The sequence below is a fragment of the Agrobacterium sp. OT33 genome (assembly GCF_017313365.1).
Classification (GTDB): Bacteria; Pseudomonadota; Alphaproteobacteria; order Rhizobiales; family Rhizobiaceae; genus Agrobacterium; species Agrobacterium rhizogenes_A.
Genome location: NZ_JAFLMZ010000001.1, coordinates 610,460 through 635,549, shown reverse-complemented (window position 1 = coordinate 635,549; position 25,090 = coordinate 610,460). Strand labels below are relative to the sequence as shown.

The window sequence follows — 25,090 nt, the reverse complement described above, 5'->3', positions numbered from 1 at the left end:
GAACATATCTTCAAATGCAAAAGGGAGGCTGCAAGCCTCCCTCCAATTACTACTTATTCGTCGTTCATCTTCAGGGCGGCGATGAAGGCTTCCTGCGGAATTTCCACCTTGCCGAACTGGCGCATGCGCTTCTTGCCTTCCTTCTGCTTGTCCAGAAGTTTGCGTTTACGCGTCGCGTCGCCGCCGTAACACTTCGCCGTCACATCCTTGCGCAGCGCGCGCACGGTTTCGCGGGCGATGACCTTGCCGCCAATGGCGGCCTGGATCGGGATCTGGAACATGTGCGGCGGAATGAGTTCCTTCAGTTTTTCGCACATGCCGCGCCCGCGCCGGTCGGCCGCCGAGCGGTGCACCAGCATGGACAGCGCATCCACCGGATCGCCGTTGACGAGGATCGACATCTTGACGAGATCGCCCGCACGGTAATCGATGATGTTGTAATCGAACGAGGCGTAACCCTTGGAAATGGATTTCAGCCGGTCGTAGAAATCGAACACCACTTCGTTGAGCGGCAGTTCATAGGTAATCATCGCACGGTTGCCGACATAGGTCAGTTCCGTCTGCAGGCCGCGCCGGTCCTGACACAGTTTCAGGATGCCGCCGAGATATTCGTCCGGCGTCATGATCGTCGCCTTGATCCACGGCTCGCGGATTTCCTTGATCTTCACAACGTCAGGCATGTCGGCCGGGTTGTGCAATTCCTTTTCCGTGCCATCCGTCAGCGTCATTTCATAGACAACCGAAGGTGCGGTGGCGACGAGATCGAGATTGAACTCGCGCTCAAGGCGTTCCTGAATGATTTCGAGGTGCAGCAGGCCAAGGAAGCCGCAGCGGAAACCGAAGCCGAGAGCGGCAGACGATTCCATTTCGAAGGAGAAGGAAGCGTCGTTCAGGCGAAGCTTGCCGACAGCTGCACGCAAATCTTCGAAGTCGGCCGCGTCGACCGGGAAGAGGCCGCAGAACACCACGGGCTGTGCCGGCTTGAAGCCGGGCAGGGCCAGCGCCGTCGGGCGCTTGTCGTCGGTGATCGTATCGCCGACGCGCGTATCGGCAACTTCCTTGATCGATGCGGTGATGAAACCGATCTCGCCGGGGCCGAGGCTGTCGACATTGACCATCTTCGGGGTCAGCACGCCGACGCGCTCGACGCCGTATTTGGCGCCCGAGCCCATCATGCGGATCTGCTGGCCCTTGCTCAGCACGCCGTCGATGACGCGCACCAGAACCATGACGCCGAGATAGGTGTCATACCAGCTGTCGACCAGCAGCGCCTTCAGCGGCCCGCTTTCACCAACGTCGCTCGTCGGCGGCGGCAGGCGGTGAACAATGGCTTCCAGAACATCGGGAATACCAAGCCCGGTCTTGGCCGAAATCATCACGGCGTCGGAGGCGTCGATGCCGATCACCTCTTCGATCTGTTCCTTGATGCGGTCGGGTTCGGCCGCCGGCAGGTCGATCTTGTTGAGCACCGTCACCAGCTCGTGATCGTTGTCGATCGCCTGGTAGACGTTGGCCAGCGTCTGGGCTTCCACGCCCTGCGATGCGTCCACGACGAGCAGCGAGCCCTCGCAGGCCGAAAGCGAACGGGACACTTCGTAGGCGAAGTCGACGTGGCCGGGCGTGTCGATGAGGTTCAGCACATAGGTTTCGCCGTTGTTCGCCTTATAGTGCAGGCGAACCGTCTGGGCCTTGATGGTGATGCCGCGCTCGCGCTCGATATCCATCGAATCGAGAACCTGTTCCGACATATCGCGTTCGGCAAGGCCGCCTGTCGACTGGATCAACCGGTCGGCCAGTGTCGATTTGCCGTGATCGATGTGGGCAACGATCGAGAAGTTGCGGATATGGTCTAGGGGCGTGCGGGTCGAATTTGTGCTCATGCCCCGCGCTATAGCAGGGGCTTCTCATGCCGCAAAGCGGGAATTTGGTTAAAAGCCCTTTAAAATGGGCTTTTCAGATCGCAAATTGCTCCGGCCAGTCGCGACGGGTGGCCACCTGTCCTTCGGTCCTGAGCCTTGCGACAGTGGCAAGATCGATGTCGGCGATCAGAAGCGTGCTTTGCGTCACCGCATCGCTTTCGCTCTCCGCAATGATGCCGGATGCGGGCATGCCGTAATCGGAGGGCACATAAAGCGCCGCACGGCCGCGATTTTCATCGACGGCGGGCGACCATGGAGCCTCACCTGCGGTGGGGGAGGAGAGGACGGCATATTGATTTTCGAGTGCTCGCGCCTGCGCGCCGATGCGCACCCGGTAAGCGCCTGCCAGCGTGTCGGTGCAGCTGGGAGCGAGAACCAGTTCCGCGCCAAGCTCCGCCAGCCTGCGGCCGAGCATTGGAAACTCGTTGTCGTAACAGATGAGGATGCCGAGCCTGCCAATGCTCGTCTCGAAGGCCTTCAAACCCTCGACACCGGCATGGACATTCCATTGCTCCCGCTCGAAGCGGGTCATGATCTGCTTGTCCTGATAACCGATCAACCCTTCCGGTCCAAACAGCCATGCCCGGTTGCGGAACTTGCCGTCCGGGTCCTTCACCGGCGCGCTGCCCGGCTGGAACAGGATTTGATGTTGCCGCGCCAGCTCTTCGCAAAGCTCCACCCAGGAGGGGATCAGCGGCTGTATCTCTTCGATGGAGCGGTGCAGGTCGGAGCGGATATCTGGCGGCAGCTGCCCCGTCAGCGCCATGGCCGAATATTCCGGCAGAAGCAGCAGTTCCGCACCCGTTTCTTTTGCCTCGCGCACGATGGCCGCAAGGTGCGCCGCATAGGCTTCCCATGTCTCGATCAGTTCGATGGCATATTGGCTGGCGGCGAGGCGGGTCATCGGTTTCTATCTCCTGCGGCGATATTCTTCATCCAGAAGGTCAGCGGTTTCGGGCTCTCGGCGCTTTCGTCGATATCCTGCCAGGTAAAGCTGGTGCGCAGCTCGGGGTGGTGGCGATAGCCGCGCTTTTCCCAGAACGCATTCAGCGGCACGTAATCCGCCGGGCGGAGCGGGTGATCCGCAGGCCGCTCGACAGCGCAGAAGGTGCACCAGTCGAAGTCGAGACGTCTGGCATGGGCCTCCCGTTCCTCGAAAAACCGCACGCCGATGCCGTGACCGCGATAATCCGGCAACAGCACGCTTTCGCCGAAATAAAACAGCTGCGACGGGTCGTAACCGGCCGCCAGGAAAGGTGATTTCACCGCGTCGGTTTCCGCCGCCATGGGCATACCCGTGGACATGCCCACCACCTGTCCGCCGTCGAGCGCCAGCACGAAAACAGCGCCTTTCGTATCGGCATAGGTGGCCAGATATTTGCGCTCATACTCCACCGAACCATCATAGAGATAGGGGAAGGCGCGGAACACCGTGATCCGCAGCCGTGCGAGATCATCGAAATAGCGTGCGGCGTCAATGCCGGAAAGAGACTTGATTTCGACGGTCATGGGCATTTTCACTTTCGGTTCCGCTGGTTATACCGTCATGGGAAACCCGCGCAAGCATTGAACGGAGAAGACGATGACCGCAGCCGAGACGATCCGCGCCTATTACGATGCCTTCAACCGACAGGACATGGATGCCTTTCTGGCGCTTCTTCATGACGAGGTGGTGCATGACATCAATCAGGGCGAGCGCCAGACCGGCAAGGCCGCTTTTGCCTCCTTCATGGACCACATGAACCGCTGCTATAAGGAAAACCTCACCGACATGGTGATCATGGCGAGCGCAGACGGTAAACGTGCCTCCGCGGAATTCACCGTGAACGGCGAATACCTTGCGACCGACGAGGGCTTGCCGGAAGCCGATGGCCAGAAATACGTCCTGCCCGCCGGTGCCTTCTTCGACCTGAAGGATGGAAAAGTTAGTCGAGTAACAAACTACTATAATCTGAACGACTGGATTGCCCAGGTCGGCGCCTGAGGCCTTCGCTGTTACTGCCACAATGGCCATCCGAGAGTAATTGTCGTTTCCACTATCATGGATATTGACTCCATCATATGAGAATTCTAATCTCATATGATGGAAAACGAAGATCATATTCTCGAACGTTCGATCGGTGAGCGGATTAGGTCGTTGCGGGCCGAAAACGGCCTGACACTGGATCGGCTTGCCTCTGAATCCGGCGTCAGCCGCGCCATGATTTCGCGCATCGAACGGGGTGAGGCGAGCCCGACGGCATCGCTGCTCGCCCGCATCTGCGCAGCATTGGGCCTGTCGCTCTCCGGCTTCTTCGCCGAAAACGAAGAGGCTGTTTCCCCGCTGGTAAAGAAGCGGGACCAGCAGCTCTGGAAAGATCCCGAAACCGGTTATGTCCGCCGCGCCATCTCCCCACCGCGTGTGGGTTCCGATGTCGATATTGTCGAGGTCGAGTTTCCGGCCGGCGCGCGTGTTGGCTTTCCGCCGCATGCGGCAAGCCGGGGCATGACGCAATATGTCTGGCTTTTCGAAGGCGTTCTGGAGATGACCAGCGGCGGTGAGGTGCATCTGATGGAGCCCGGAGACTGCCTTTTCATGCCGGTCGGTGAAGGACATGTCTTTCACAATCCTTCCGAAAAACCCGCCCGTTACGCCGTCGTGCTGGACCAAAGACAGCGCTGATTTTTCCCGACAGGAGTTTTCATGGCCACCATCCGCGTGCTGAACGGGCAAGAGACGCTCGATGTGCTTCCGGAGCTTTGCGAAGTTCTCTCCGCCTGCGTCAATGGCGGCGCATCCGTTGGTTTCATGTTGCCCTTTTCCCCGCAGGACGCAGAGCCCTTCTGGCGAGCCGTGGCGGAAGCGGCGGATGAGGGCGGCACGATCCATGTCGTGGCGGAAGTGGATGGCAAGGTGGTGGGCACCGTGCAGGTGGGCCTCGCTTCCAAACCCAACCAGCCACATCGCGGCGATCTGATGAAGCTTCTCGTGCATCCCTCGGCCCGCGGTCACGGGCTTGCCCGCAAGCTCATGCAGAAGGTTGAAGAGGAAACGGCAGCCCGTGGCCGTACCCTTTTGGTGCTGGATACGGCCACGGGCAGTGATGCAGAGGCGATCTATCCCCGCCTTGGCTGGGAACGGGTCGGGATCATTCCCGATTACGCCCTGTTTCCCGATGGGCGTTATTGCGGCACGACGCTGTTTTACAAGCGGATTGGCTAGCACATTTCCGCCGCTTATTGTCCCGGCTTCAGCGAGCGGTTGAAGGCGTCAACAATCATCTTTTCCAGTTCGGCATGAATATCCGCACGGTCGCGTGGCCCGGCTGGTTCGCAGATCGGATCACGCTCGCCAACGGATTTGAGAAACGCATCGGCATCCGGTTTGCATAGGGGCAGGAAGCTGAAATGGTTGGCCCCGTCGACCTGTTGATAGGTCGCGCCGGGCACCTCGGCCGCCAGTTTGTCCGCCAGCACGGCCGGTGGAATTTCCCCCTTGCTGCCGAGATTGATGAAGGCCAGCGGAATATCGATTGTTTTCAGGCTGTCCGTCTGGAAGGCGAGTGCGAGGCCGGGATCGACCAGCACGGCGGAACGAATGCGTGGATCGCGGTTCTGTTGCTCGAAACGGGCCTTGTCGAGGGTTCCGAGGTCGAGCTTCGGCACACTGACCGGCTCGTTGTTGAGATAACCCCGGCCGCCGGCAAACCATTGGCAATCCATCATCGTGGCATACTCTTCGCAGTAACGCGCATAGGCATTGAGATCGGCGCGCGCGCCCGAAATCTCCATTGCCACGCTGCCGCCGAGCGAAAAGCCGAGGACGCCGATCCTCTGCGCATCGATCGCGCCCGACCATTTGCCCTGCGTCGTCAGCGCGGTGAGGATCGTGGAAAGATCACCCGTCCGCTCCCAGATTTTCGGCGTATCGGCAGGTGTTGAATCGCCGCTGGTGGTGCCGGGATGGTTGGGGCCGGCGACGATGAAACCTTCGCTCGCAAGCTTTGCGGCGATCCAGGCCATGCCGCTCACTCTCGAGCCCGAACCGTGTGACAGAAGCACCAGCGGCAGGCGACCCGGCTGCACTGCGCTGTCCTTGAAGACAGCCGTGCCTTGAAAAATCCGGTCCTCGCCGGAAAGCGTCTGCCTGCCGTTGCCTTCCGAAGGATACCAGATGGTGACGGCAAGATCCTTGCCACGTTCGGGAGAGTGGATGGTGATTTCGCTGACGCCAACGGCTTCATTTGCAAAAGCCGGCTGGGTAATGAGAGCGGAAAACAGCATGGTGGTGATGGTGACGATGGGGCGCATGAAAACCTCTTGCGGTCGGAAAGAACGAGACCCAATCTGCACCGTCACCTGTTTTTCGCGTCCTTGATCGCGTTTGAGGTCGTACCGAAACGCGATCTGGTCCATGGAAAGACAACAGGCCGTCGATCCGGGATATTTATTCGTGCTTTTCATTCCCCTGCCATTCGTCGTGGCGCTTCTGCTGGTCGTCATGTTCATCGTCTTTTTCCGAAGCGGAGACGATGTGCGGACGAACCGCGCCTTTCTGGCCCTGATCGCGCTTTGCGCCGTCCAATCGGTTCTTGTCGGCCTGCGCTGGGGGTATGGCGTCAATGCGGTACGTTATGTCCTGCCGGTTCTGGCCGCCTGCCTGCCGCCGCTAGTCTATATCGCCTTTCGTGGCTTGATGAGGGTCGGGGCAGACAGCAGGAGAGCGATGCTGGCAAGTCTTGTGTTCTCGCCTTTGTCGATCGTTGTTCTGGAACTCGCCTTGCCGGTAGTGATCGACCTTGCCTTGATCCTCATCTTCGTCAGCCATGCCGCCGCACTGCTTCTTCTGGGACGAAAAGGGCCGGATGGGCTGGACGAGGCGCAATTCGCCAGCGTCGCGTCGGCGCACAGGGCATTGATCATCGCCGCCATGGCGCTTTGTGTTTCGGCGCTGTTCGATCTTCTCGTGTTCCTCGATTTTGAGTGGGCGCATGGGGAAAATGTCGCCGCGCTCGTCAGCAATGCCAATCTTTTCGGGCTGTTGCTGATCGGTCTGATGGCAGCCATGGCTGGAAAAAGCAAAGCGCCGCAAACGGCTGCAGAGCCGGCTGAGGAATTGCCGCCTCCCTCTGAACCATCGGAACAGGACCGGGACATCGTCGCAAGCCTCGACCAGCTGATGACAACACAGGCGCTTTACCGTGATGAGAACCTCAACCTGACCCGGCTGGCCAGACATCTCGGCCTGCCCAGCCGGCAGATATCCGGCGCGATCAATCGTTCCCTCGGCATCAATGTCTCGCAATATGTCAACCAGCTCCGCATCCGCGAGGCCTGCCGGCTGCTGGAGGAGACGGAGCAATCGGTAACCGCGATCATGTTCTCCTCGGGTTTCCAGACAAAGTCCAACTTTAACCGGGAGTTTCGCCGCGTCACCGGCATGAGCCCGGTCGACTGGCGTGAACGGCAGGTGTGGAAGCTGGTCTCGCCAAACAAAACGGCCACCCGGCAGATGCCGGATGACCGTCTGAAGATGGTCGGGAAATGATGAGGGATCAGAGCGTGCCGTTGCGCTGCTGGATCATCATGTAGGTGTCATAGGTATATTCGGCGATCTGCGCCCAGAGATAGGCATCCTTCTTGAAGGCCTGCTGGCTCTCGTAGATCTTCTTGAAGTTCTCGTTCTTGGCCGAAATCTCCGCATAGGTGTCCTGTGCCGCCTTGTGGCAGACATCAAGGATTTCCTGGCTGAACGGCCGCAGGATGGCGCCCTGCGCCACCAGTTCCTTCAGGGCCTTCGGGTTGCGCGCATCGTAGCGCTCCAGCATGCTGGCGCTGCCAGCGGCACAGGCGTCTTTCAGGATGCGCTTGTAGTTTTCCGGCAGCTCATTGAACTTCTGCAGGTTCACGAAGGCATGCACGGCCGGGCCGCCTTCCCACCATGCCGGATAGTAATAGTATTTTGCGACCTTGTAGAAGCCGAGCTTCTGGTCGTCATAGGGGCCGACAAACTCGGTCGCGTCGATCGTGCCCTTTTCCAGCGCGGCATAGACATCACCGCCGGCGATCTGCTGCGGGGTAACGCCAACCTTCTGCATCACCTGGCCGGTGAGGCCGGCAATACGCATCTTCAGGCCTTTAAGGTCGTCGATGGTGTTGATTTCCTTGCGGAACCAGCCGCCCATCTGAGCGCCTGTGTTGCCGAGCAGGATCGAGTAGATATTGTGCTGGGCAAGGAACTCGTTGAGCAGCTCATTGCCGCCGGCCTGGTTGAACCAGGCATTCGTCTGGCGCGCGTTGAGGCCGAAGGGAACCGAGGTTCCAAGCGCGAAGGTCGGGTCCTTGCCGACGTAATAATAGGCGCAGGTATGCGCCATTTCGACGGTTCCGGCCGCCACCGCATCCGCCGCCTGCAGCGCCGGCACGATTTCGCCGCCGGCAAAATGCTGGATGACGAAGTTGCCGCCGGAAGCTTCCTTGACGTGATCGGCGACCATCTGGCCAGCACCGAAAAGAATGTCGAGGCCCTTGGTGAAGGACGACGTCATGCGCCAGGTGATCTTGGGGTTTTCCTGCGCAATGGCCGGAGCGGCCAGCGCGGTTGCGGTAACACCGGCGCCAAGAGCGCCCGCCTTGCGGATAAATGATCTGCGATCCATGTCGATAAGCCCTGATACGTCTGCATATTACAGGCGAACCGCACGGTACGCCTCCCAAAGGCTACTAAACATTTATCCTCGCGGCCATCAAGGGGGAATGTTCGAAACTTGCGCGCTCTTCGGCGACACCTGTCGATTGCTGCCTTGCCGCGCCTTTTTGTGCTTCCGTATACGGCGTTACGATGTGCCGCGTCTTAATGCCGGGTCGTCCATTGCAGGATTATAAAACAGCGAAAGTGTCAGGCTTCTGGCGATGCGTTCCGCCGTTTCCATGAACCAGTCATGGGCCTCCCTGCTCGGCGCGATGTCATCGAGCGTTGCCGAAAACAGCGCGAGCCATTGCGGGAAAAGTTCGGCCGACATGCCTTTTACGCCAAGATGCGCCTGTACCGGCTTGCCGCCATAGGCGCCATTCTTGAAGGCGACGGCTGACCAGAACTGTTTCATCTTGGCCATGTGTTCCGGCCAGCGCCCGGCCAGCCGCGCATCGAAGACCGGCCCGAGCGCCGGGTGGTTCAGAACGCGGCCGTAAAATGTCTCCACCAGCAGATCGATGAAACCGGCATCGACGCCGATCTCAGCCATGGCTCGTTCAGCCCTGTGCTGGATGTCTGCATTATGGGCGGCCTTTGCCGCGATTGGGTTCTGCATCGTGCTTCCTTTACCTTGAATTTACGCCGTCTGGCGGTCCTCCGCAATGCGACGCTTTGACGTATTAGAATCATTCTAAAAGGCTTGATTGTGACGGCGCGCCGCTGTATTTAGAATTATTCTAAAAAGGTTTCAGCCATGTTCCGCAGTCTTTTTTCCCTTTCCAAACGCCCCTTCTCCTCGCTCGGCGAGCAGGAAATACTGGCACTCGCCATTTCTTCCGAGGAAGATGATTCCCGTATTTACCGCTCCTATGCCGATCATCTGCGGGCGCAATATCCGCAATCGGCAAAGGTTTTTGATGATATGGCCGAAGTCGAGCAGCAGCATCGAAATGTGCTGATCGACATGCATCGCCGCCGTTTCGGAGAAACCATTCCGCTGATCCGCCGCGAACATGTGCGCGGATTTTACGAGCGTACACCGGACTGGCTGGTGAAGAACCTGTCGCTGGAGAAAATTCGCGCCCAGGCGGAATTGATGGAAAGTCAGGCGATCCGGTTTTACGATGAAGCCGTCAAGCGAACCACCGATGCCTCGACACGCAAGCTGCTGGGCGATCTGGCCGAGGCGGAGCGGGGGCACGAAGACATTGCCCAACGGCTGGAAGAAAAACACCTCGATGAGGACGGCAAGTCCGAAGAGGCGGAAACGGCCAGGCGGCAATTTCTTTTGACCTATGTGCAGCCGGGCCTTGCGGGGTTGATGGACGGTTCCGTCTCGACGCTTGCCCCGATCTTCGCCGCGGCTTTCGCCACGCAGGATACCTGGCAGACCTTCTTGATCGGCCTTTCAGCCTCCGTGGGCGCGGGCATTTCGATGGGCTTTACCGAGGCCGCCCATGATGATGGCAAGCTTTCGGGCCGTGGCTCGCCGGTAAAACGGGGCTTCGCCTCTGGCATCATGACCGCCGTCGGTGGCCTCGGCCACGCGCTGCCTTATCTCATTCCGCATTTCTGGACGGCCACGGCGATCGCCGCCATCGTCGTTTTCGTGGAACTCTGGGCCATCGCCTTCATTCAGAACCGCTTCATGGAAACGCCGTTCCTGCGGGCGGTGTTTCAGGTTGTGCTTGGCGGTTCGCTGGTGCTGGCAGCCGGCATCATCATCGGCAATGGCTAGTAAATGAAAAAGCCCGCAGCAGACGCTGCGGGCTTTTTTCTTTGGAGCTATATCCCATCGATCAGCGCAATGCACCGACCAGAACGTCACGACCATCTTCGATGGAAACCCAGCGGCCGGTATTAAAGGACGCCTGCCGTTTCAGATAGGTATAGTTGGTGTCGGTCCAGAGCTTCACGTCGTCGGTAAGGTTGTCGAGAATATAGTCACCGTCGGTGGTGCGGAGCGTCAGCACGGCATGACCCTCGCCATCCGGCTTGCGCACGACGGTAATGAGCAGGTCAGCCACGGAAAAACCGCGCTCGATCAGCTTCTTGCGCTTCAGCAGCACGAAGTCTTCGCAATCGCCGGCGGTCGTCGGATATTCCCAGACTTCGTCCTTGCCGTAGATTTCCTGATCGGTCATCGCCACGATGGTGGTGTTGACGGAGGTGTTGATCTCGCGAACGACGCTCCAGCCATAATCCGTCACGCGCGGCGGCGGTGTCGTCTTGCTGCGGATGTTGCATTCATCCGCATATTTCTGACAGAACTCGTAATGGCCGATCGGCTGGGAGGTAATCCCGCCCGTCACCATGGAAGGGCTTCCCTTGGTTTCCGCCATGGCGGAGGCAGCAGTCATTAGCCCGGCGGCAACTGCAGACAGCAGCGCACGCGCCAGCGGTACGTTCATCATGAAACCCGTCCCTTAATTCTTAACGAAAAGTTAAGAGGGTTGGGGGGTAGGAGTCAATCATTAGCAACCGGTGGCGCGCAAGACTCGTTGAATATGGTTAAGAGCGTTGCGGAAATGCCTATATTGCAAGGGTTTTGACGGCCGCAAGCATCCTGTCGATATCCTGTGGCCGGGAGAGCCGGTGGTCACCGTCGCGGATCAGCGTCAGCACCACGTCGTCAGCGGGAAGATGTTCGACGAGTTTCAGGGCGTGCTGATATGGAACATCGGGATCGCGCATGCCCTGCAGGATGTGAACGGGGCAGCCGGTGGTGATGATGCCCTGCAAAACGCGGTTCTGCCTGCCGTCTTCCATCAATGCGCGGGTGAAGATGTTGGGTTCGGGACTGTATTCCGAGTGTTCCTCGAAATAGCCCTTTTCCAGCAGGGACGTCTTTTCTGCGTCCGTCAGGCTGGGCTCTATCAGTTCCGCGGTGAAGTCCGGCGCGGGCGCAATCAGGACGAGGCCGGCGACGGAGGGCGCACCGTCGCCTTTCCGCAACTCTTCGACCATGCGCAGCGCGATCCATCCGCCCATGGACGAGCCGATGAGAACGACACGGGATGACGACTTTGCGCGCACCACGGCGATAGCCTCTTCCAGCCATCTCGAGATCGTACCCCTTTTGAAATCGCCGCCGGAAGCGCCGTGCCCTGAATAATCGAGCCGCAGGCAGGCAAGGCCGTTTTCCGCCGCAAAACGATCGAGTTCGACCGCCTTGGTTCCCGTCATGTCGGAACGGTAACCGCCCAGCCACACCAGCATGGGCGCGTCGGGCTGTGATGTTGCGTGGCGATGGATAAAGGCGATGTCGCGGGCGTCGTCGCCCACCCCTATCTGCAGGAATTCAGCGGCTTGTTCGGTCATGTATATGCAATTCTCCTGATTTTCGTGCGATATCGGCGGCGTATTTGCAAAAACCGTGGCGACAGGTGATCTTTTCGGGCAGATATGCTATTGACTTCGCCACGGCAATAACGACATTTCCGCCGCTTGTACCAAACAAGCTGTTTTTTGCTGACGTGATCCAGAAACAGATCAGGAGAATACGACCATTCGCAGACCTTTCAAAGCCGATGCCCCCGTCAAGGAGGGGCCGCGCTCCAACCGGGAAATTCGGGTTCCCAGAGTTCAGCTTATTGATGAAGAGGGCCAGAACCTCGGTAGCATGCCGACGGATCAGGCTTTGAAAATGGCGGAAGAGGCCGGTCTCGATCTCGTCGAGATTTCGCCGAACGCTGAACCGCCGGTATGCAAGATCCTCGATCTCGGCAAGCTTAAGTACTCGACCCAGAAAAAGGCCGCTGAAGCGCGCAAGAAACAGAAGATCGTCGAAGTTAAAGAAATCAAGATGCGCCCCAACATCGACACGCATGACTATGACGTGAAGATGAAGGCTATGGGTCGTTTCTTTGATGATGGCGACAAGGTGAAGGTAACGCTGAAGTTCCGCGGCCGCGAAATGGCCCACCAGGAACTCGGCATGAAGCTTCTCCTCCAGGTGAAGGAAGACACCCAGGCGATTGCCAAGGTGGAAGCCGAACCGAAGCTGGAAGGCCGTCAGATGATGATGGTTCTCGCCCCGAAATAATTTGCGCCGGCCACTGCGGTCGCATAAATCACCATCGCAAGGGGAAGTTTGCTTTCCCCGTTGCGCTTTTAGCCGACTGCGGTTATAAGCGCGCGTCCGAACGGTCCGGCAGGGCATGCCGAGGCCGTTCCTGAATAGCTTGAAATAGGCCTCGTCTGCCTGTTTCGATACAAAAACGGAGTAGCAAAATGCCCAAGATGAAGACGAAGTCCGCTGCAAAGAAGCGGTTCAAGATCACCGCAACCGGCAAGGTTGTTGCAGCCGCCGCCGGCAAGCGCCACGGCATGATCAAGCGTACCAACAAGTTCATTCGCGACGCGCGCGGAACCATGGTTCTCGCCGAAGCTGACGGCAAGAAAGTCGTCAAGAACTACCTGCCGAACGGTCTCTGAGACTTTTCCGCACTTTTGGACACTTTAAGGAGATCATGACATGGCACGCGTAAAACGTGGCGTAACTTCCCGCGCCAAGCACACCAAGACACTCAAGGCAGCCAAGGGCTTCTACGGCCGCCGCAAGAACACCATCCGCGCAGCAAAGGCTGCCGTGGATCGTTCCAAGCAGTACGCTTACCGCGACCGCAAGGTCAACAAGCGCAACTTCCGCGCTCTGTGGATCCAGCGTATCAACGCTGCTGTTCGCGAATTCGGCCTGACCTATGGCCGCTTCATCGACGGCCTGAACAAGGCTGGCATCGAAGTCGACCGCAAGGTTCTGTCCGACATGGCTATCCATGAGCCGGCAGCATTCGGCGCGCTCGTCGAAGCAGCGAAGAAGGCGCTTGAGTACCTCAAGGATGCTGGTACGGCCAACGAGTTTGAAACCGCTGTAAAGTAATTACGGCGCGGACAATCTGTTGTTCATTTGAAACCCGCGCCGGTTCTCCGGCGCGGGTTTTCGTTTTTTTGAAATTCACGGCAGTTTCGGCAAAGATGGTAACGCTTTTGCCCAGAGGTTGCCAAAAGGGTGGAGCATCCGGCTTTTGGTCGGCAGGCGCCATTGGGGGGCAAGAATGCTGGTTGCCGCAAGCGAGGCGGAAAAGGCGAAGGGTTTCCACGTCCATCTCGAGGATGGCGATATCGCAGCCTTGATGCGGGCTTTGCTTAAAAGCGAGCGCCGTGTGCAGAAACTCGAGCTTTCCGCCGCCACCGTCTGGATCAAGCGCCAGGGTACGGAAACGCTGTCCTGGTGGATAAAGCTGCAGGCCCTTCTCGCAAAGCTGCTTCCTTATACTTTCATGCGCCCATCGCCGCCGCTTGATGGCGCGGGCCTGATGCGCCGGGAACTCGAAACGCTGGAGGCCTTCAGGGCCCGCGGATTCCCCGTTCCGCCCATCATTTATTCCTCGCTGACGGCCGTTGTCCTGGGGGATGTCGGCCCCACCATCATGGAGCGCATGGACGCGATAAAGGCCGTAAAACCGGCGGAACACGACGCCTTGCTCGTGAAATCGGCGGAGGCGCTTGGCGAATTGCATGCGGCAGGTCTCTGCCACGGCCGTCCGCATGTGCGCGACTTCTTTCTCGAAGACGGTCGTGTCGGTTTCATGGATTTCGAGGAGCGTCCTCAGGAGGTCATGCCGCTGGAAACGGCGCAGGCCCGCGATATATGGCTGCTGTTTCTGCAGGTCGCGACACGCGCCTGCGATGCGCCGAAAACCTGTGATGCCGCCTTTTCCCGCTGGCGTGAAAACGCCCCGCCCCGGGCGCTGGAAGAATTGTGCCGCCTGACCGGCATTCTCGGGCGATTTTTACCGCTTGCCCGGTTGATCGGGCGCGTGCGGATGGGTAGTGATCTGCGACGCTTTATCATGGCGACCGACTATCTGATGAATGCTGTGAACCCCGAAGCCGCTGTTAAAAAGACCGGCAAGGCAGGAAAAGATGACTGAACTTGATACCTTGAAATCGCAATTGATGTCGGAGATCGCCGCTGCTGCCGATGAGCCGGCCATCGAAGCCGTGCGCGTTTCCGCGCTGGGCAAGAAGGGCTCGGTTTCGGAGCTTCTGAAGACGCTGGGCAGCATGACGCCGGAAGAGCGCCAGACCCGCGGTGCTGCCATCAACCAGCTCAAGACTGAGATCACCGATCTTATCGGCGAACGCAAGAACGCGCTGAAGGATGCCGCCATCGCCGCTCGCCTGAAGGCGGAAACGGTGGATGTCAGCCTGCCGGTCCGCCAGTCCCCGGCCGAGCGCGGCCGCATTCATCCCATCAGCCAGATCGTCGATGAAATCACCGCCATCTTCGCGGATATGGGTTTCTCGATCGCCGAAGGTCCCGATATCGAGACCGATTATTACAACTTCACGGCGCTGAATTTCCCCGAAGGCCACCCGGCCCGCGAAATGCACGACACCTTCTTCTTCCAGCCGGATGAAAACGGTGAGCGCAAGGTGCTGCGCACGCACACCTCGCCGGTGCAGATCCGCACCATGGAAAGCCAGAAGCCACCGATCCGCATCGTCATTCCCGGCAAGACCTATCGTCAGGATTCCGACGCCACCCATTCGCCGATGTTCCATCAGGTCGAAGGCCTTGTCATCGACAAGAAAGCGCATGTCGGCAATCTGCGCTGGGTGCTGGAAGAGTTCTGCAAGACCTTCTTCGAGGTCGACAGCGTCGTCATGCGCTTCCGCCCCTCCTTCTTCCCCTTCACGGAGCCGAGCTTCGAGGTGGATATCCAGTGCGACCGTTCCGGCCCGATCGTCAAGTTCGGCGAAGGTAACGACTGGATGGAAATTCTCGGCTGCGGCATGGTGCACCCGAACGTGCTGCGCGCCGGCGGGCTGGACCCGGACGAATATCAGGGCTTTGCCTGGGGCATGGGCCTCGACCGCATCGCCATGCTGAAATACGGCATGCCTGATCTGCGCGATTTCTTCAACGCCGATGTCCGCTGGATGAACCATTACGGCTTCCGCCCGCTCGACATGCCGACGCTGTTCGGCGGTTTGAGCGTTTAATCCGGTTAGCCAAGGAGCAAAGACATGAAATTCACTCTTTCCTGGCTGAAAGAGCATCTGGATACCGATGCGACGCTGGACGAGATTTGCGAGCGGCTGACGGCTATTGGCCTTGAAGTTGAGGACGTTGACGACAAGGCGGCCTACAAGCCTTTCGTCATTGCCAAGGTGGTGTCCGCTGAAAAACACCCCGAGGCCGACCGCCTCAAGGTGCTGATGGTCGATGCCGGTGATGGCAAGCCGGTGCAGATCGTCTGCGGTGCGCCGAATGCACGCGCCGGCCTTGTCGGTGCGCTGGCGCGTCCGGGCGTGTATGTCCCGGGTATCGATGTCACCCTTGCTGTCGGCAAAATTCGCGGCGTCGAAAGCCACGGCATGATGTGCTCCGAAAAGGAGCTCAACATTTCCGACGATCATGACGGCATCATCGATCTGCCGCAGGATGCCCCTGTCGGCACGTCCTTTGCCGCCTATGCCGGCCTGGACGATCCGGTCATCGAGATCAACCTGACGCCGAACCGCCCTGACTGCACCTCGATCTACGGCATTGCCCGTGACCTTGCGGCTTCCGGTCTCGGCAAGCTGAAGACAAGGCCTGCGCCGTCCTTCAAGGTGGAAGGCGCTACGCCCGTCGATGTGAAGCTGGAACTGGACGATGCGGCGCTCTGCCCCGGCTTTTCGCTGCGCATCGTGCGTGGCGTGAAGAACGGCCCGAGCCCGAAATGGATGCAGCAGCGTCTGATGGCAATCGGCCTGCGCCCCATCAACGCGCTTGTCGACATCACCAACTACATGACCTTCGATCAGGGCCGGCCGATGCACGTCTTCGACGCCGCCAAGGTCAAGGGCGATCTGACGGTTCGTCGTGCGAAAGAGGGTGAAACCATCCTCGCACTCGATCAGCGGGAATATAAGCTCGGCCCGAACAATGTCGTCATCGCCGATGAAAAGGGCCTAGAGTCCATCGGCGGCGTCATGGGCGGCGAACATTCCGGCTGCGATGACAATACCGTCGACGTGCTGATCGAGTCCGCACTCTGGGATCCGATCAACATCGCCAAGACCGGCCGTTCGCTCGGCATCATCACCGATGCGCGTTATCGTTTCGAGCGCGGCGTTGATCCGGACTATATGGTTCCGGGTCTGGAGCGCACCACCGAACTGGTTCTGGAACTCTGCGGCGGCGTCGCTGGCGAAGCTCGGGTCGTGGGTTATAAGGGCCATCAGCCCAAGGTCGTGGATTTCCCGCTCGCGGAAGTGAAACGCCTGACGGGTCTGGAGGTTTCGGCAGAAGAGAGCCTCACCATTCTCAAAGGCCTCGGTTTCGGTGTCGAGGGAACGGGCGAGCGCGTATCCGTTACCGTCCCGTCCTGGCGTCCTGATGTCGACGGCAAGGCCGATCTGGTGGAAGAAGTCATGCGTATCCACGGCGTCGACAATATCAAGCCGGAACCGCTGGAAAACTTCGGTGCCGTCAATGGTCGTATCCTGACCACATTGCAGATCCGCACGCGTACCGCGCGCCGTGCCCTGGCAAGCCGTGGCATGCTGGAAGCCGTCACGTGGTCCTTCATCCCGGAAGCGCAGGCGAAGCTCTTCGGTGGCGGTTCGCCGGCCCTGAAGCTCGCCAACCCGATTGCGGCCGATATGTCGGACATGCGGCCCTCGTTGCTGCCCGGCCTTTTGACCGCCGCCCAGCGCAATGCCGACAAGGGGCATAGTGATGTGGCGATCTTCGAGGTTTCCGGCACCTATGAGGGCGATACGCCTGAGAAGCAGCGCCGCGTTGCCGGCGGTGTCCACCGTGGCACGGCCTCGCTCGCAGGCAGCGGCCGCATGTGGTCCAATGCAGCCAAGGGCGGCGGCAAGCCGGTGGATGTCTATGATGCCAAGGCCGATGCGCTCTCAGTGCTGGAGGCCTGCGGCCTGCCCATGGCCAATGTGCAGATCGAAGCCGGTGCGCCTTCCTGGTATCACCCCGGCCGTTCCGGCACCATCAAGATGGGCCCGAAGGTCGTGCTCGGTTATTTCGGTGAATTCCATCCAAAGACCCTGTCCGAACTCGATGTCTCCGGCGCCTATTGCGGTTTCGAGATTTATCTCGATGCCATGCAGGAGCCGAAGAAGAAGGCGACCCGTACCAAGCCCGCACTTGAGCTTTCGCCTTTCCAGGCCGTCAAGCGCGACTTCGCCTTCGTGGTCGACAAGTCGGTCGAGGCAGGCGCCATCATCAAGGCTGCGACGAGCGCCGACCGCAAGCTGATCACCGGCGTCAATGTCTTCGATATCTTCGAGGGGGCGTCGCTCGGCGAAAACCGCAAGTCGGTCGCCATCGAAGTGCAAATCCAACCGGTCGACAAGACGCTGACGGATGAGGATTTCGAGGCGCTGACGGCCAAGATCGTCGGCAATGTCGAGAAGTCGACAGGCGGCGTTCTGCGCGCCTGAAAGCCGACGACGGAATGAAAAAAGCCGCGGCGGTTGCCGCGGCTTTTTTTGTTTTTAGCGGTTGGCCATCTGGGACATGCGCGCGGGATATCGTTCCCCCGCAACCTTTGCCGGCGAGAGGAGGGCGCCAAGGCTCGCAACTTCCTCCGCCGTCAGCGAAACATCCGCTGCAGCGACGTTTTTCTCCAGATTGGCAATTTTTGTGGTGCCGGGGATAGGAACGATGAAGTCGCCCTGTGCCAGCACCCAGGCGAGCGCCAGTTGCCCGGCGGTAACGCCCTTTTCAGCCGCCATGTCTTCCAGAAGCTGGATAAGCGCCAGATTGGCGTCGAAGTTTTCGCTTTGGAAGCGCGGCAGGCCGCGACGGAAATCATCGGCGGCGAGGCCGTCGAGTGACTTCAGCGCCCCCGTCAGAGCCCCGCGCCCAAGCGGGCTGAAGGGGACAAAACCAATGCCGAGCTCACGGCAGGTTTCCAGCACGCCGTTTTCCTCCACATCGCGGGTCCACAGCGAATATTCGCTCTGAATGGCGGCAATCGGATGGGTGGCGTGCGCTTTGCGAAGCGTTTCGGCACTGGCTTCGGAAAGGCCGAGATGTTTCACCTTGCCTTGCTTCACCAACTCCGCCATGGCCCCGACTGTCTCTTCGATCGGCACATCGGGATCGACGCGATGCTGGTAAAACAAGTCGATGACATCCACGCCAAGACGTTTGAGCGAGGCTTCGGCGACGGCACGCACATTTTCCGGCCGGCTGTCGGTGCCCACCATCATCTGGCCTGCGGGTTTGCTGCTGTCGATTTTGAAGCCGAACTTGGTGGCGATGACCACCTTGTCGCGATAGGGCTTCAGACCCTTGCCGACAAGAATCTCGTTATTGTAAGGCCCATAAACCTCTGCCGTATCAAAAAAGGTGACGCCGAGTTCGACGGCGCGATGCAGCGTCGCTATTGCGCTGCTTTCATCGCCGGTCGGGCTATAGGCATGGGTCATCCCCATGCAGCCGAGGCCAAGCGCCGAAACGGATAGGTTGTTTCCAAGGGTTCTTTGTTTCATCTGTTCGTCCTTCCATAAGGAACCGCCCGTCATCAGGGCGTGATCAGAAAATAGCGTCTCATGGCGATAAAAATAATCGCTGCAAATCTACTTGGGTTGTTCTATCATTTAGAACAATGAACCGTGTGCAACTCTCCCAGCTGGCCGTCCTCGCCGCCGTTGCCGAAGGCCGCAGCTTCCGCAAGGCTGCGGCTGAACTCGCCATTGCGCCCTCGGCCGTCAGCCATGCCGTCTCGTCACTGGAGGCAAGCCTTGGCCTGCGTCTGCTTCATCGTACCACCCGCAGCGTTTCGCCGACAGAGGAGGGGAGGCGGCTTCTCGAAACACTGGGTCCGGCGCTTGCAGATATCGATGCGGTCATTGAGACGCTTGCCGAACATGGCGGGAGACCGGCCGGCCCCCTGCGCATCACCCTGCCGAGACTGGCCGCCGAGGATCTCATCGTGCCGCGTTTGGGTGAGTTCCTGCGGCTCTATCCCGATATTTCACTCGAAATCTCAACCGACGACCGTTTTGAAGATATTGTCGCAAAGGGTTTCGATGCCGGGCTGCGGCTGGGGGAGCACCTCGATGCGGATATGATTGCGGTGAAAGCCAGCGGCGCATGGCGCGGCGCAATTGTTGGTTCTCCGTCCTATTTTGCAGAAAATCCACCGCCACACGATCCCAGGGATCTTATCCGGCACCGCTGTATTCGCCGCCGTTTCGCCAGTGGTCTTATCTATCGCTGGGAACTGGAGAAGAACGGCAAGCCGCTGGTGGTCGATGTTCAGGGACCTTTGATCCTATCGGACCAAAGCCTCATTCGCCGAGCGGCGATCGACGGGGCAGGGCTCGCCTTCGTTTTCGAGCAGCGCGTCGAGGATGATATCAGGGAGGGCAGGCTCATGCGCGTGCTGGAGGACTGGTGCGCACCCTTTGACGGCTTTTACATCTATTATCCCTCCCGCCGGCAGATGCGGCCGGCGTTGAGGGCTTTCGTGGATTTTTTCCGCTTCCGGGGCTGATCAGAAGGTGAGGCGATAGCGAATATGGCCGTCGCTTTTCACGTAGCTGTCGTAAAGTTTCTGGGCGCGGTGGTTGTCTTCACCCGTATTCCAGTAAAGCCGCGACCAGCCCTTTTCCTTGCAGATGGCGATGAGATCGTCCATCAACGCCCGGCCCGTTCCCTTGCCGCGGATTTCTCCATCGACGAACAAATCCTCCAGATAGCAATCCGGCGTCTTCACCCAGGTGGAATCATGGAAGTGGTGGATGGCGAAACCCGCCATCCTGTCACCCAGCACGGCCACACGCATGGAAACCCGCGATGCGGGATCAAGGATGCGCGCCCATGTATGGTCGGTGACGTCATCGGCAAGCTCGACCTCGTAAAAGGCAAGGTAATCGGTCCAGAGGCGCAGCCATTCCGCCCGGTCAGCCGGCTCAGCGTTACGAATTGCAAGTTCCATCTTATGCGCCCGCCTTGTCGAGAAGGGTCATCATTTCATCGGTCAGTTTCAACTCGACGGCGCGTTTGAAGCTCTCAAGCTGCGAAAGGCTGGTGGCGCTGGCAATCGGCGCGGTTATCGCCTTTTTCCGCAACAGCCACGCCAGCGCGATATCGGCGAGCTTGGCTCCGGTCTGTACCGCCACCGCATCCATCGCCCCCAGAACGGCAAGGCCACGCGTGTTGACATATTCGCCGACGCGATAGCTGCGGGCAACGCCTTCCGTATCGGCCTTGGCGCGGTATTTCCCGGTCAGGAAGCCGGCAGCGAGGCTGTAGTAGTTGATGACGCCAATCTCTTCCTTCACACAGAGATCAGCAAGCGGACCTTCGAAATCCGCGCGGTTGTAGAGATTATATTCCGGCTGCAGCACGTCGTAACGCGGAAGATTGTTTTTCGCAGCCGTATCCAGCGCCTCCTGAAGCTGGCTGGCGGAATAGTTGGAGCAGCCAATGGCGCGGATTTTCCCCTGTTCCTTCAGCTTTGCAAAGGCGGCAAGCGTCTCTTCCAGCGGCACCTCGGCATCCGGCTTGTGGGCGAGATAGAGGTCGATATAGTCGGTCTTCAGCCGTTTCAGCGAAGCATCGACAGCCTCTGCGATCCACTTGGCGCTGAGGCCGGTCTTCTGGCCGCGATTGTCAAAACCGACCTTGGTGACGATCACGGCATCCTCGCGCTTGATGCTCGATTGCTTCAGCCATTTGCCGATGATGGCTTCGGATTCGCCGCCCTCATGCCCATCCACCCAGGCGGAATAGACATCCGCCGTGTCGATGGCGTTGAACCCGGCGTCGAAAAATGCGTCGAGCAGGGCAAAGGAAGTCTTCTCATCCGCTGTCCAGCCGAACACGTTGCCGCCGAAGACGATCGGGGCGATGGAGAGGCCGGTGCGGCCGAGGTTTCGTTTTTCCACGCGAATGCTCCTGTTGCTGACTTTGTGGCAAGGTTAGCAACTGCTCATCCGCATAACCATTCAATTCCTTTGATGGCACTCATCAGGCAACAGACGGAAGCCGGCGAGATCAGCTCCGATAGCCGCGATAGTGGCTGGGCGGAAGGTGATTATGCTGTTGCCACACACGCCGCAAATGCCGGGCAGAGGCAAAACCCGCCCGTTCGGCAATGGACTCCATATCGAGGCGGCTATTGGCGAGAATGTCACGGGCCAAATTGACCCGCATCAGATTGACATAATCGATGACGCTGATGCCGGTATGTTCGCGAAACAGGCGTGACAGATGCCTTTCGCTGAGGGCTGCAATATCGGCCAGGCCTTCAAGTGACCAGTCCTGCGCTGGCTCTGCCATCACCCGGTCCTGCACGCGGTGAATGGCGGGGTGCATGTGGTTACGGCCTGTCAGCCAGGGCGAAATTTGTGGATCGCTGCCGTTGCGCCTGAGATAGACAACCATGGTTTTTGCAATACGCGCTGCAACGGCCGGGGATGTCAGCCGGGAAACCACATGCAGCATGAGATCGATGCCGGTGGAGATGCCCGCGCTTGAGAAGCGGTTTCCGTCCTCGACGAACAGTCGGTTTTCGGCCACCTGGGACAATGGCGCGATGCGTCGCAGCGCCTCGATGCAATCGGCATGCGTCGTGCAGCTTCGTCCGTCGAAAAGTCCGGCCTCACCCGCCAGCAACGCGCCGGAGCAGATGGAAATGACGGTGGTATCGACACGCGCGACGCGGCTCAGCCATGCCGTCAATGCCTGCCGCTCCCGCCGTGTATCCGGTTCGCTCTCGGAACGTGAAGTGCTGCCGGAGATCAAGAGAAAAGCATTTTCCGGAAGTGACGCCGGCAGAGCCTCCAGATCGCAAAGGTCAAGGCCGATCGAGGATTGTTGTCTGTCCCTTGCCGCAATGTAGCGGCAGTCGAAAAAAATGTCGCTTTGCTCGTCATTGGCATAACGGATCACCTGCAGGGGACCGGCAATATCGAGCAACAGCGCGTGCGGCGGCACAAGCGTATAAAACGGAATGATGCGTGTGCCGCCTTTATCCATCAGGCTGCTTCTTTCAAGGTTGCAAGCGCGTCGTTCACCGTGGCGATGCGTGCGAAGCGCCCCGCCAGCACCAGCTCGGTTCGTTTGCGGATATCGTCGGCGCTGAACACCGTGCCGGAGGCATGTGTCATCGGAAAGGTCAGCGTCGCCTCGGTGACGTAATCGACGCTGTAGCCGAGATCGGAAGCGTGCCGGGTGGTCGTTTCGCAGCATTGTTCAGTGCGGATGCCGGAGACGATCAACCGGTTGATACCTTTCTGCGTCAGCCAGATTTCAAGGCCGGTGCCGGCAAAAGCCGAATGACGGTTCTTGTGGAAGGTCACATCGGGCGCGATTTTCACACCCTCCAGCGCACGGACATAGCCGCTGTCTTTCGAGAAGGCGTTGTCGCCATCGACATGGAAGATTTGGACGACTGGGATCCCCGCGGCTTTGGCGCCGTCGATCAATGCCTGCTGTTTCTCCAGATAGGCGGCGAGCCCGCTTTCCTCGAAATAAGGGGTATGCCGAAACGATTCCTGAACGTCGATGACGAGCAGCGCGGTGTGAGAAGAGGACATTTCATGTTTCTCCGTTGGGGTTACTGATAGCATAATTGGCCTTTACACGTCTCGATAAAAGCAACCAGGCCGACAAAGGAAGGACATATCCAGCCATGCTTTATACTGATCGGACTTTGCCGGCTTGCCACACGGTGCCGGGATGCTAAGTTTCCGAAGAAATGGCAGAGTGGGAGAACGAAATGCTGCGCTTCGGAATAATCTCAACGGCGAAGATCGCTCAGGATCACGTCATTCCGGCAATACAGGATGCGCAAAACTGTGTGGTCAACGCCATCGCCAGCCGCGATCACGCCAAAGCGCGTGCAGTGGCCGAGCGTTTTTCCGTGCTGCATGCCTTCGGTTCCTATGAGGAGATGCTGGCATCGGATGTGGTCGATGCGGTCTATATCCCGCTTCCCACCTCCCAACATGTGGAATGGACCATCAAGGCCGCAGATACCGGCAAGCATGTTCTGTGCGAAAAGCCGATTGCGCTGAAAGCGGAAGAGATCGATACGCTTATCGCCGCACGCGACCGCAACGGCGTTATTGTGTCCGAGGCTTTCATGGTCACCTATGCGCCGGTCTGGGCCAAGGTGAAGGAGTTGCTGGGATCGGGCGCCATCGGCACGCTGAAACATGTGCAGGGCGCTTTCAGCTATTTCAATCGCGATCCCGGCAACATGCGCAATATTCCCGAACTGGGCGGCGGCGCCCTGCCGGATATCGGCGTCTACCCAACCATCGTGACCCGTTTTGCCACCGGCGCGGAGCCGAAGCGCGTGCAGGCCACAGTTGAGCGCGACAGGGAATTCGGTACGGATATCTATTCCAGCGTCAGGGCTGATTTCGGCGATTTCGAACTGAGCTTTTATCTGTCGACCCAGCTTGCGGCCCGTCAGCTCATGGTCTTCCACGGCACGGATGGTTACATCGAGGTCAAATCCCCTTTCAACGCCAATCGCTGGGGTGCGGAAGAGATCGAGCTGACCAATCAGGCCCATAACCAGTCGCAAATCTTCCGGTTTCAGGATAGCCGTCAATACAAGCTGGAGGCGGAGGCTTTTGCCCGGGCGGCAAAGGGCGAGGGCGAAGTCGTCACGCTGGAAAGCTCGCGGAAGAACCAGCTTTTTATCGACGCTATCTATCGGGCAGCTGAAAAGGACGGTTGGGAAACGGTTTAATCCCGGTCCAACTGCTGTTTTTGCAGCCGTCGGTAGCCGTAAAGCGCCAGCAGCAATGCCGCGAATGCTGAAAAGGCGAGCGGGATAAGCGGCTGGACCAGCGGGTTGCGCCACTGCAGCAGCATAAACAGCCCGACGCCGACGATGCGGGAGGTGAGCGTCACGGCATTCACGAGAAAAACGCTCAATGTGGCGGTTGCACCGCTGTTGGAGCGGTTCAGCCGCCAGCTCGTCGCAACGCCTGCCGCCGCACCGGGCAATCGGGCGGCCAGCGGATCGACACCGAGATAGAAAATGAGCAGGCAGGTGACGACAAGGTCAGCGGCCAATCCGCAAATCTCGGTCAACGCGAAGTGCGGAAGTCTCAAGGCCGTGAGCTTTTAAAGCGTCGGCTGCGTGGAGCGCGGGCGTTGCAGCACGAGAAGGCCGATGACGACACCGACGACGCCGAAATTATAGCCGGCGAGCGCCAGAAGCAGCGACATCAGCGGTACGGCGGTGGAAGAAAGCGCCATCGCGACCCCGTAAGCACCGATAATCATCATGCAGATGAAAACGATGCCGAAGACAGAACGCAATGCGACTGCGGTTACGCCGAGCACTGTGGCGGTAAGAAAAATCACGGATGCCGCCTCCTCTTTGGTTGCCGGGTCTGGGACAAGACCTAGCCTCTTCTTCCCTAACGAACCCTTGTTTTCCCCTCCAGTTCCTATTTTCCCAACTCGTTAGTTGAGGATATGGTTTCATCGACGTTAAAATCG

General features: G+C 59.1%; 28 protein-coding genes. 13 read left to right on the top strand and 15 right to left on the bottom strand.

The annotated features are described in order from the left end of the window. Positions 1–53 precede the first annotated feature (53 nt). From lepA to JZX88_RS03120, 3 genes are all read right to left on the bottom strand, one after another. Positions 54–1,892, bottom strand: a complete 1,839-nt coding sequence (gene lepA / locus JZX88_RS03130; RefSeq protein ID WP_174029187.1) for a translation elongation factor 4 — start codon at positions 1,890–1,892, stop codon at positions 54–56. 61 nt (positions 1,893–1,953) lie between these two features. Then, a complete protein-coding gene (locus tag JZX88_RS03125; RefSeq protein WP_206912496.1) occupies positions 1,954–2,823 on the bottom strand; it encodes a carbon-nitrogen hydrolase family protein in 870 nt (289 codons plus the stop codon). Beyond that, the gene (locus JZX88_RS03120) at positions 2,820–3,428 is read right to left on the bottom strand and encodes a GNAT family N-acetyltransferase (protein ID WP_206912495.1); all 609 of its coding nucleotides are present in this window, start codon (positions 3,426–3,428) and stop codon (positions 2,820–2,822) included. Before JZX88_RS03120 ends, JZX88_RS03125 begins: the two co-directional genes overlap by 4 nt. A 73-nt stretch (positions 3,429–3,501) precedes the next feature. On the opposite strand from JZX88_RS03120, the gene JZX88_RS03115 reads away from it, so the two are divergent. The 3 genes from JZX88_RS03115 to JZX88_RS03105 all read left to right on the top strand — a co-directional run bounded on the left by JZX88_RS03115 (position 3,502) and on the right by JZX88_RS03105 (position 5,121). Next, positions 3,502–3,903 (top strand): ketosteroid isomerase-related protein, encoded by a 402-nt coding sequence (locus JZX88_RS03115; RefSeq protein WP_065114623.1) that lies wholly within the window; start codon positions 3,502–3,504, stop codon positions 3,901–3,903. 96 nt (positions 3,904–3,999) lie between these two features. Further along, on the top strand, positions 4,000–4,581 hold the full coding sequence (locus JZX88_RS03110) for a helix-turn-helix domain-containing protein (RefSeq protein WP_371741062.1): 582 nt from the start codon (positions 4,000–4,002) through the stop codon (positions 4,579–4,581). A 21-nt stretch (positions 4,582–4,602) separates the two neighbouring features. Next, positions 4,603–5,121 (top strand): GNAT family N-acetyltransferase, encoded by a 519-nt coding sequence (locus JZX88_RS03105; RefSeq protein ID WP_206912494.1) that lies wholly within the window; start codon positions 4,603–4,605, stop codon positions 5,119–5,121. A gap of 14 nt (positions 5,122–5,135) precedes the next feature. Here the strand turns inward: JZX88_RS03105 and JZX88_RS03100 are convergent, their stop codons facing one another. Next, complete coding sequence (locus JZX88_RS03100; protein WP_206912493.1) at positions 5,136–6,209, bottom strand: alpha/beta fold hydrolase; 1,074 nt, start codon at positions 6,207–6,209, stop codon at positions 5,136–5,138. A 142-nt stretch (positions 6,210–6,351) separates the two neighbouring features. Here JZX88_RS03100 and JZX88_RS03095 point away from each other — a divergent pair, with 142 nt between their 5' ends. After that, complete coding sequence (locus tag JZX88_RS03095) at positions 6,352–7,446, top strand: helix-turn-helix domain-containing protein (RefSeq protein WP_206912492.1); 1,095 nt, start codon at positions 6,352–6,354, stop codon at positions 7,444–7,446. 7 nt (positions 7,447–7,453) lie between these two features. Here the strand turns inward: JZX88_RS03095 and JZX88_RS03090 are convergent, their stop codons facing one another. Further along, positions 7,454–8,557 carry a TRAP transporter substrate-binding protein gene (locus tag JZX88_RS03090; protein WP_206912491.1) on the bottom strand — a complete coding sequence of 368 codons (1,104 nt, stop codon included), beginning with the start codon at positions 8,555–8,557 and terminating at the stop codon, positions 7,454–7,456. A gap of 177 nt (positions 8,558–8,734) precedes the next feature. After that, on the bottom strand, positions 8,735–9,208 hold the full coding sequence (locus JZX88_RS03085) for a group III truncated hemoglobin (RefSeq protein WP_206912490.1): 474 nt from the start codon (positions 9,206–9,208) through the stop codon (positions 8,735–8,737). A 138-nt stretch (positions 9,209–9,346) separates the two neighbouring features. On the opposite strand from JZX88_RS03085, the gene mbfA reads away from it, so the two are divergent. Further along, positions 9,347–10,330: an iron exporter MbfA gene (gene mbfA, locus JZX88_RS03080; RefSeq protein ID WP_206912488.1), complete on the top strand. Its 984-nt coding sequence runs from the start codon at positions 9,347–9,349 to the stop codon at positions 10,328–10,330. Between the two features lie 61 nt (positions 10,331–10,391). Here the strand turns inward: mbfA and JZX88_RS03075 are convergent, their stop codons facing one another. Then, a complete protein-coding gene (locus JZX88_RS03075) occupies positions 10,392–11,006 on the bottom strand; it encodes a transglutaminase-like cysteine peptidase (RefSeq protein ID WP_065114630.1) in 615 nt (204 codons plus the stop codon). Positions 11,007–11,124: 118 nt separating this feature from the next. Then, on the bottom strand, positions 11,125–11,913 hold the full coding sequence (locus JZX88_RS03070) for a carboxylesterase (RefSeq protein WP_142855193.1): 789 nt from the start codon (positions 11,911–11,913) through the stop codon (positions 11,125–11,127). 187 nt (positions 11,914–12,100) lie between these two features. On the opposite strand from JZX88_RS03070, the gene infC reads away from it, so the two are divergent. The 6 genes from infC (at position 12,101) to pheT (ending at position 18,051) form a co-directional block, all read left to right on the top strand. Further along, a complete protein-coding gene (gene infC, locus JZX88_RS03065; protein WP_077767695.1) occupies positions 12,101–12,637 on the top strand; it encodes a translation initiation factor IF-3 in 537 nt (178 codons plus the stop codon). Between the two features lie 188 nt (positions 12,638–12,825). Continuing rightward, positions 12,826–13,029, top strand: coding sequence for a 50S ribosomal protein L35 (rpmI, locus tag JZX88_RS03060; RefSeq protein WP_003493355.1), 204 nt, complete (start codon positions 12,826–12,828; stop codon positions 13,027–13,029). Positions 13,030–13,069: 40 nt separating this feature from the next. Then, positions 13,070–13,474, top strand: a complete 405-nt coding sequence (gene rplT, locus JZX88_RS03055; RefSeq protein ID WP_003493358.1) for a 50S ribosomal protein L20 — start codon at positions 13,070–13,072, stop codon at positions 13,472–13,474. A 175-nt stretch (positions 13,475–13,649) separates the two neighbouring features. After that, entirely contained in the window at positions 13,650–14,528 is an 879-nt protein-coding gene (locus JZX88_RS03050) for a phosphotransferase (protein ID WP_206912487.1), read from the top strand. Further along, positions 14,521–15,603, top strand: coding sequence for a phenylalanine--tRNA ligase subunit alpha (gene pheS, locus JZX88_RS03045; RefSeq protein WP_110755727.1), 1,083 nt, complete (start codon positions 14,521–14,523; stop codon positions 15,601–15,603). Before JZX88_RS03050 ends, pheS begins: the two co-directional genes overlap by 8 nt. Positions 15,604–15,627: 24 nt before the next feature. Further along, positions 15,628–18,051, top strand: coding sequence for a phenylalanine--tRNA ligase subunit beta (gene pheT / locus JZX88_RS03040; RefSeq protein ID WP_206912486.1), 2,424 nt, complete (start codon positions 15,628–15,630; stop codon positions 18,049–18,051). Between the two features lie 54 nt (positions 18,052–18,105). Here pheT and JZX88_RS03035 read toward each other — a convergent pair whose 3' ends face one another. Then, complete coding sequence (locus JZX88_RS03035; protein ID WP_206912485.1) at positions 18,106–19,107, bottom strand: aldo/keto reductase; 1,002 nt, start codon at positions 19,105–19,107, stop codon at positions 18,106–18,108. Between the two features lie 116 nt (positions 19,108–19,223). On the opposite strand from JZX88_RS03035, the gene JZX88_RS03030 reads away from it, so the two are divergent. Continuing rightward, on the top strand, positions 19,224–20,114 hold the full coding sequence (locus JZX88_RS03030; protein ID WP_206912484.1) for a LysR family transcriptional regulator: 891 nt from the start codon (positions 19,224–19,226) through the stop codon (positions 20,112–20,114). Here the strand turns inward: JZX88_RS03030 and JZX88_RS03025 are convergent, their stop codons facing one another. The 4 genes from JZX88_RS03025 to JZX88_RS03010 form a co-directional block, all read right to left on the bottom strand. Continuing rightward, positions 20,115–20,558, bottom strand: coding sequence for a GNAT family N-acetyltransferase (locus JZX88_RS03025; protein WP_206912483.1), 444 nt, complete (start codon positions 20,556–20,558; stop codon positions 20,115–20,117). 1 nt (position 20,559) lies between these two features. Beyond that, positions 20,560–21,510 (bottom strand): aldo/keto reductase, encoded by a 951-nt coding sequence (locus JZX88_RS03020; protein ID WP_206912482.1) that lies wholly within the window; start codon positions 21,508–21,510, stop codon positions 20,560–20,562. A 109-nt stretch (positions 21,511–21,619) separates the two neighbouring features. Next, a complete protein-coding gene (locus JZX88_RS03015) occupies positions 21,620–22,603 on the bottom strand; it encodes a GlxA family transcriptional regulator (RefSeq protein WP_206912481.1) in 984 nt (327 codons plus the stop codon). Beyond that, positions 22,603–23,163, bottom strand: coding sequence for an isochorismatase family protein (locus JZX88_RS03010; RefSeq protein WP_206912479.1), 561 nt, complete (start codon positions 23,161–23,163; stop codon positions 22,603–22,605). The genes JZX88_RS03015 and JZX88_RS03010 overlap by 1 nt, the downstream gene beginning before the upstream one ends. Before the next feature lie 182 nt (positions 23,164–23,345). Between JZX88_RS03010 and JZX88_RS03005 the strand changes: the two genes are divergently transcribed. Next, positions 23,346–24,329: a Gfo/Idh/MocA family protein gene (locus JZX88_RS03005; RefSeq protein ID WP_206912477.1), complete on the top strand. Its 984-nt coding sequence runs from the start codon at positions 23,346–23,348 to the stop codon at positions 24,327–24,329. On the opposite strand, the gene JZX88_RS03000 is transcribed toward JZX88_RS03005, so the two are convergent. Both JZX88_RS03000 and JZX88_RS02995 read right to left on the bottom strand, forming a co-directional pair. Next, entirely contained in the window at positions 24,326–24,697 is a 372-nt protein-coding gene (locus tag JZX88_RS03000) for a hypothetical protein (RefSeq protein WP_206912475.1), read from the bottom strand. The two genes, JZX88_RS03005 and JZX88_RS03000, sit on opposite strands and share 4 nt — an antisense overlap. Before the next feature lie 12 nt (positions 24,698–24,709). Further along, positions 24,710–24,952, bottom strand: coding sequence for a hypothetical protein (locus JZX88_RS02995; RefSeq protein WP_142855202.1), 243 nt, complete (start codon positions 24,950–24,952; stop codon positions 24,710–24,712). Between the last annotated feature and the right edge of the window lie 138 nt (positions 24,953–25,090).

Bases quoted from the DNA above. Each gene is read 5' to 3' on its own strand.
- JZX88_RS03125 (WP_206912496.1), bottom strand. From the start codon at position 2,823: ATGACCCGCCTCGCCGCCAGCCAATATGCCATCGAACTGATCGAGACA.
- JZX88_RS03120 (WP_206912495.1), bottom strand. From the start codon at position 3,428: ATGACCGTCGAAATCAAGTCTCTTTCCGGCATTGACGCCGCACGCTAT.
- JZX88_RS03115 (WP_065114623.1), top strand. From the start codon at position 3,502: ATGACCGCAGCCGAGACGATCCGCGCCTATTACGATGCCTTCAACCGA.
- JZX88_RS03110 (WP_371741062.1), top strand. From the start codon at position 4,000: ATGATGGAAAACGAAGATCATATTCTCGAACGTTCGATCGGTGAGCGG.
- JZX88_RS03105 (WP_206912494.1), top strand. From the start codon at position 4,603: ATGGCCACCATCCGCGTGCTGAACGGGCAAGAGACGCTCGATGTGCTT.
- JZX88_RS03100 (WP_206912493.1), bottom strand. From the start codon at position 6,209: ATGCGCCCCATCGTCACCATCACCACCATGCTGTTTTCCGCTCTCATT.
- JZX88_RS03090 (WP_206912491.1), bottom strand. From the start codon at position 8,557: ATGGATCGCAGATCATTTATCCGCAAGGCGGGCGCTCTTGGCGCCGGT.
- JZX88_RS03085 (WP_206912490.1), bottom strand. From the start codon at position 9,208: ATGCAGAACCCAATCGCGGCAAAGGCCGCCCATAATGCAGACATCCAG.
- mbfA (WP_206912488.1), top strand. From the start codon at position 9,347: ATGTTCCGCAGTCTTTTTTCCCTTTCCAAACGCCCCTTCTCCTCGCTC.
- JZX88_RS03075 (WP_065114630.1), bottom strand. From the start codon at position 11,006: ATGATGAACGTACCGCTGGCGCGTGCGCTGCTGTCTGCAGTTGCCGCC.
- JZX88_RS03070 (WP_142855193.1), bottom strand. From the start codon at position 11,913: ATGACCGAACAAGCCGCTGAATTCCTGCAGATAGGGGTGGGCGACGAC.
- rpmI (WP_003493355.1), top strand. From the start codon at position 12,826: ATGCCCAAGATGAAGACGAAGTCCGCTGCAAAGAAGCGGTTCAAGATC.
- rplT (WP_003493358.1), top strand. From the start codon at position 13,070: ATGGCACGCGTAAAACGTGGCGTAACTTCCCGCGCCAAGCACACCAAG.
- JZX88_RS03050 (WP_206912487.1), top strand. From the start codon at position 13,650: ATGCTGGTTGCCGCAAGCGAGGCGGAAAAGGCGAAGGGTTTCCACGTC.
- pheS (WP_110755727.1), top strand. From the start codon at position 14,521: ATGACTGAACTTGATACCTTGAAATCGCAATTGATGTCGGAGATCGCC.
- pheT (WP_206912486.1), top strand. From the start codon at position 15,628: ATGAAATTCACTCTTTCCTGGCTGAAAGAGCATCTGGATACCGATGCG.
- JZX88_RS03035 (WP_206912485.1), bottom strand. From the start codon at position 19,107: ATGAAACAAAGAACCCTTGGAAACAACCTATCCGTTTCGGCGCTTGGC.
- JZX88_RS03030 (WP_206912484.1), top strand. From the start codon at position 19,224: ATGAACCGTGTGCAACTCTCCCAGCTGGCCGTCCTCGCCGCCGTTGCC.
- JZX88_RS03025 (WP_206912483.1), bottom strand. From the start codon at position 20,558: ATGGAACTTGCAATTCGTAACGCTGAGCCGGCTGACCGGGCGGAATGG.
- JZX88_RS03015 (WP_206912481.1), bottom strand. From the start codon at position 22,603: ATGGATAAAGGCGGCACACGCATCATTCCGTTTTATACGCTTGTGCCG.
- JZX88_RS03010 (WP_206912479.1), bottom strand. From the start codon at position 23,163: ATGTCCTCTTCTCACACCGCGCTGCTCGTCATCGACGTTCAGGAATCG.
- JZX88_RS03005 (WP_206912477.1), top strand. From the start codon at position 23,346: ATGCTGCGCTTCGGAATAATCTCAACGGCGAAGATCGCTCAGGATCAC.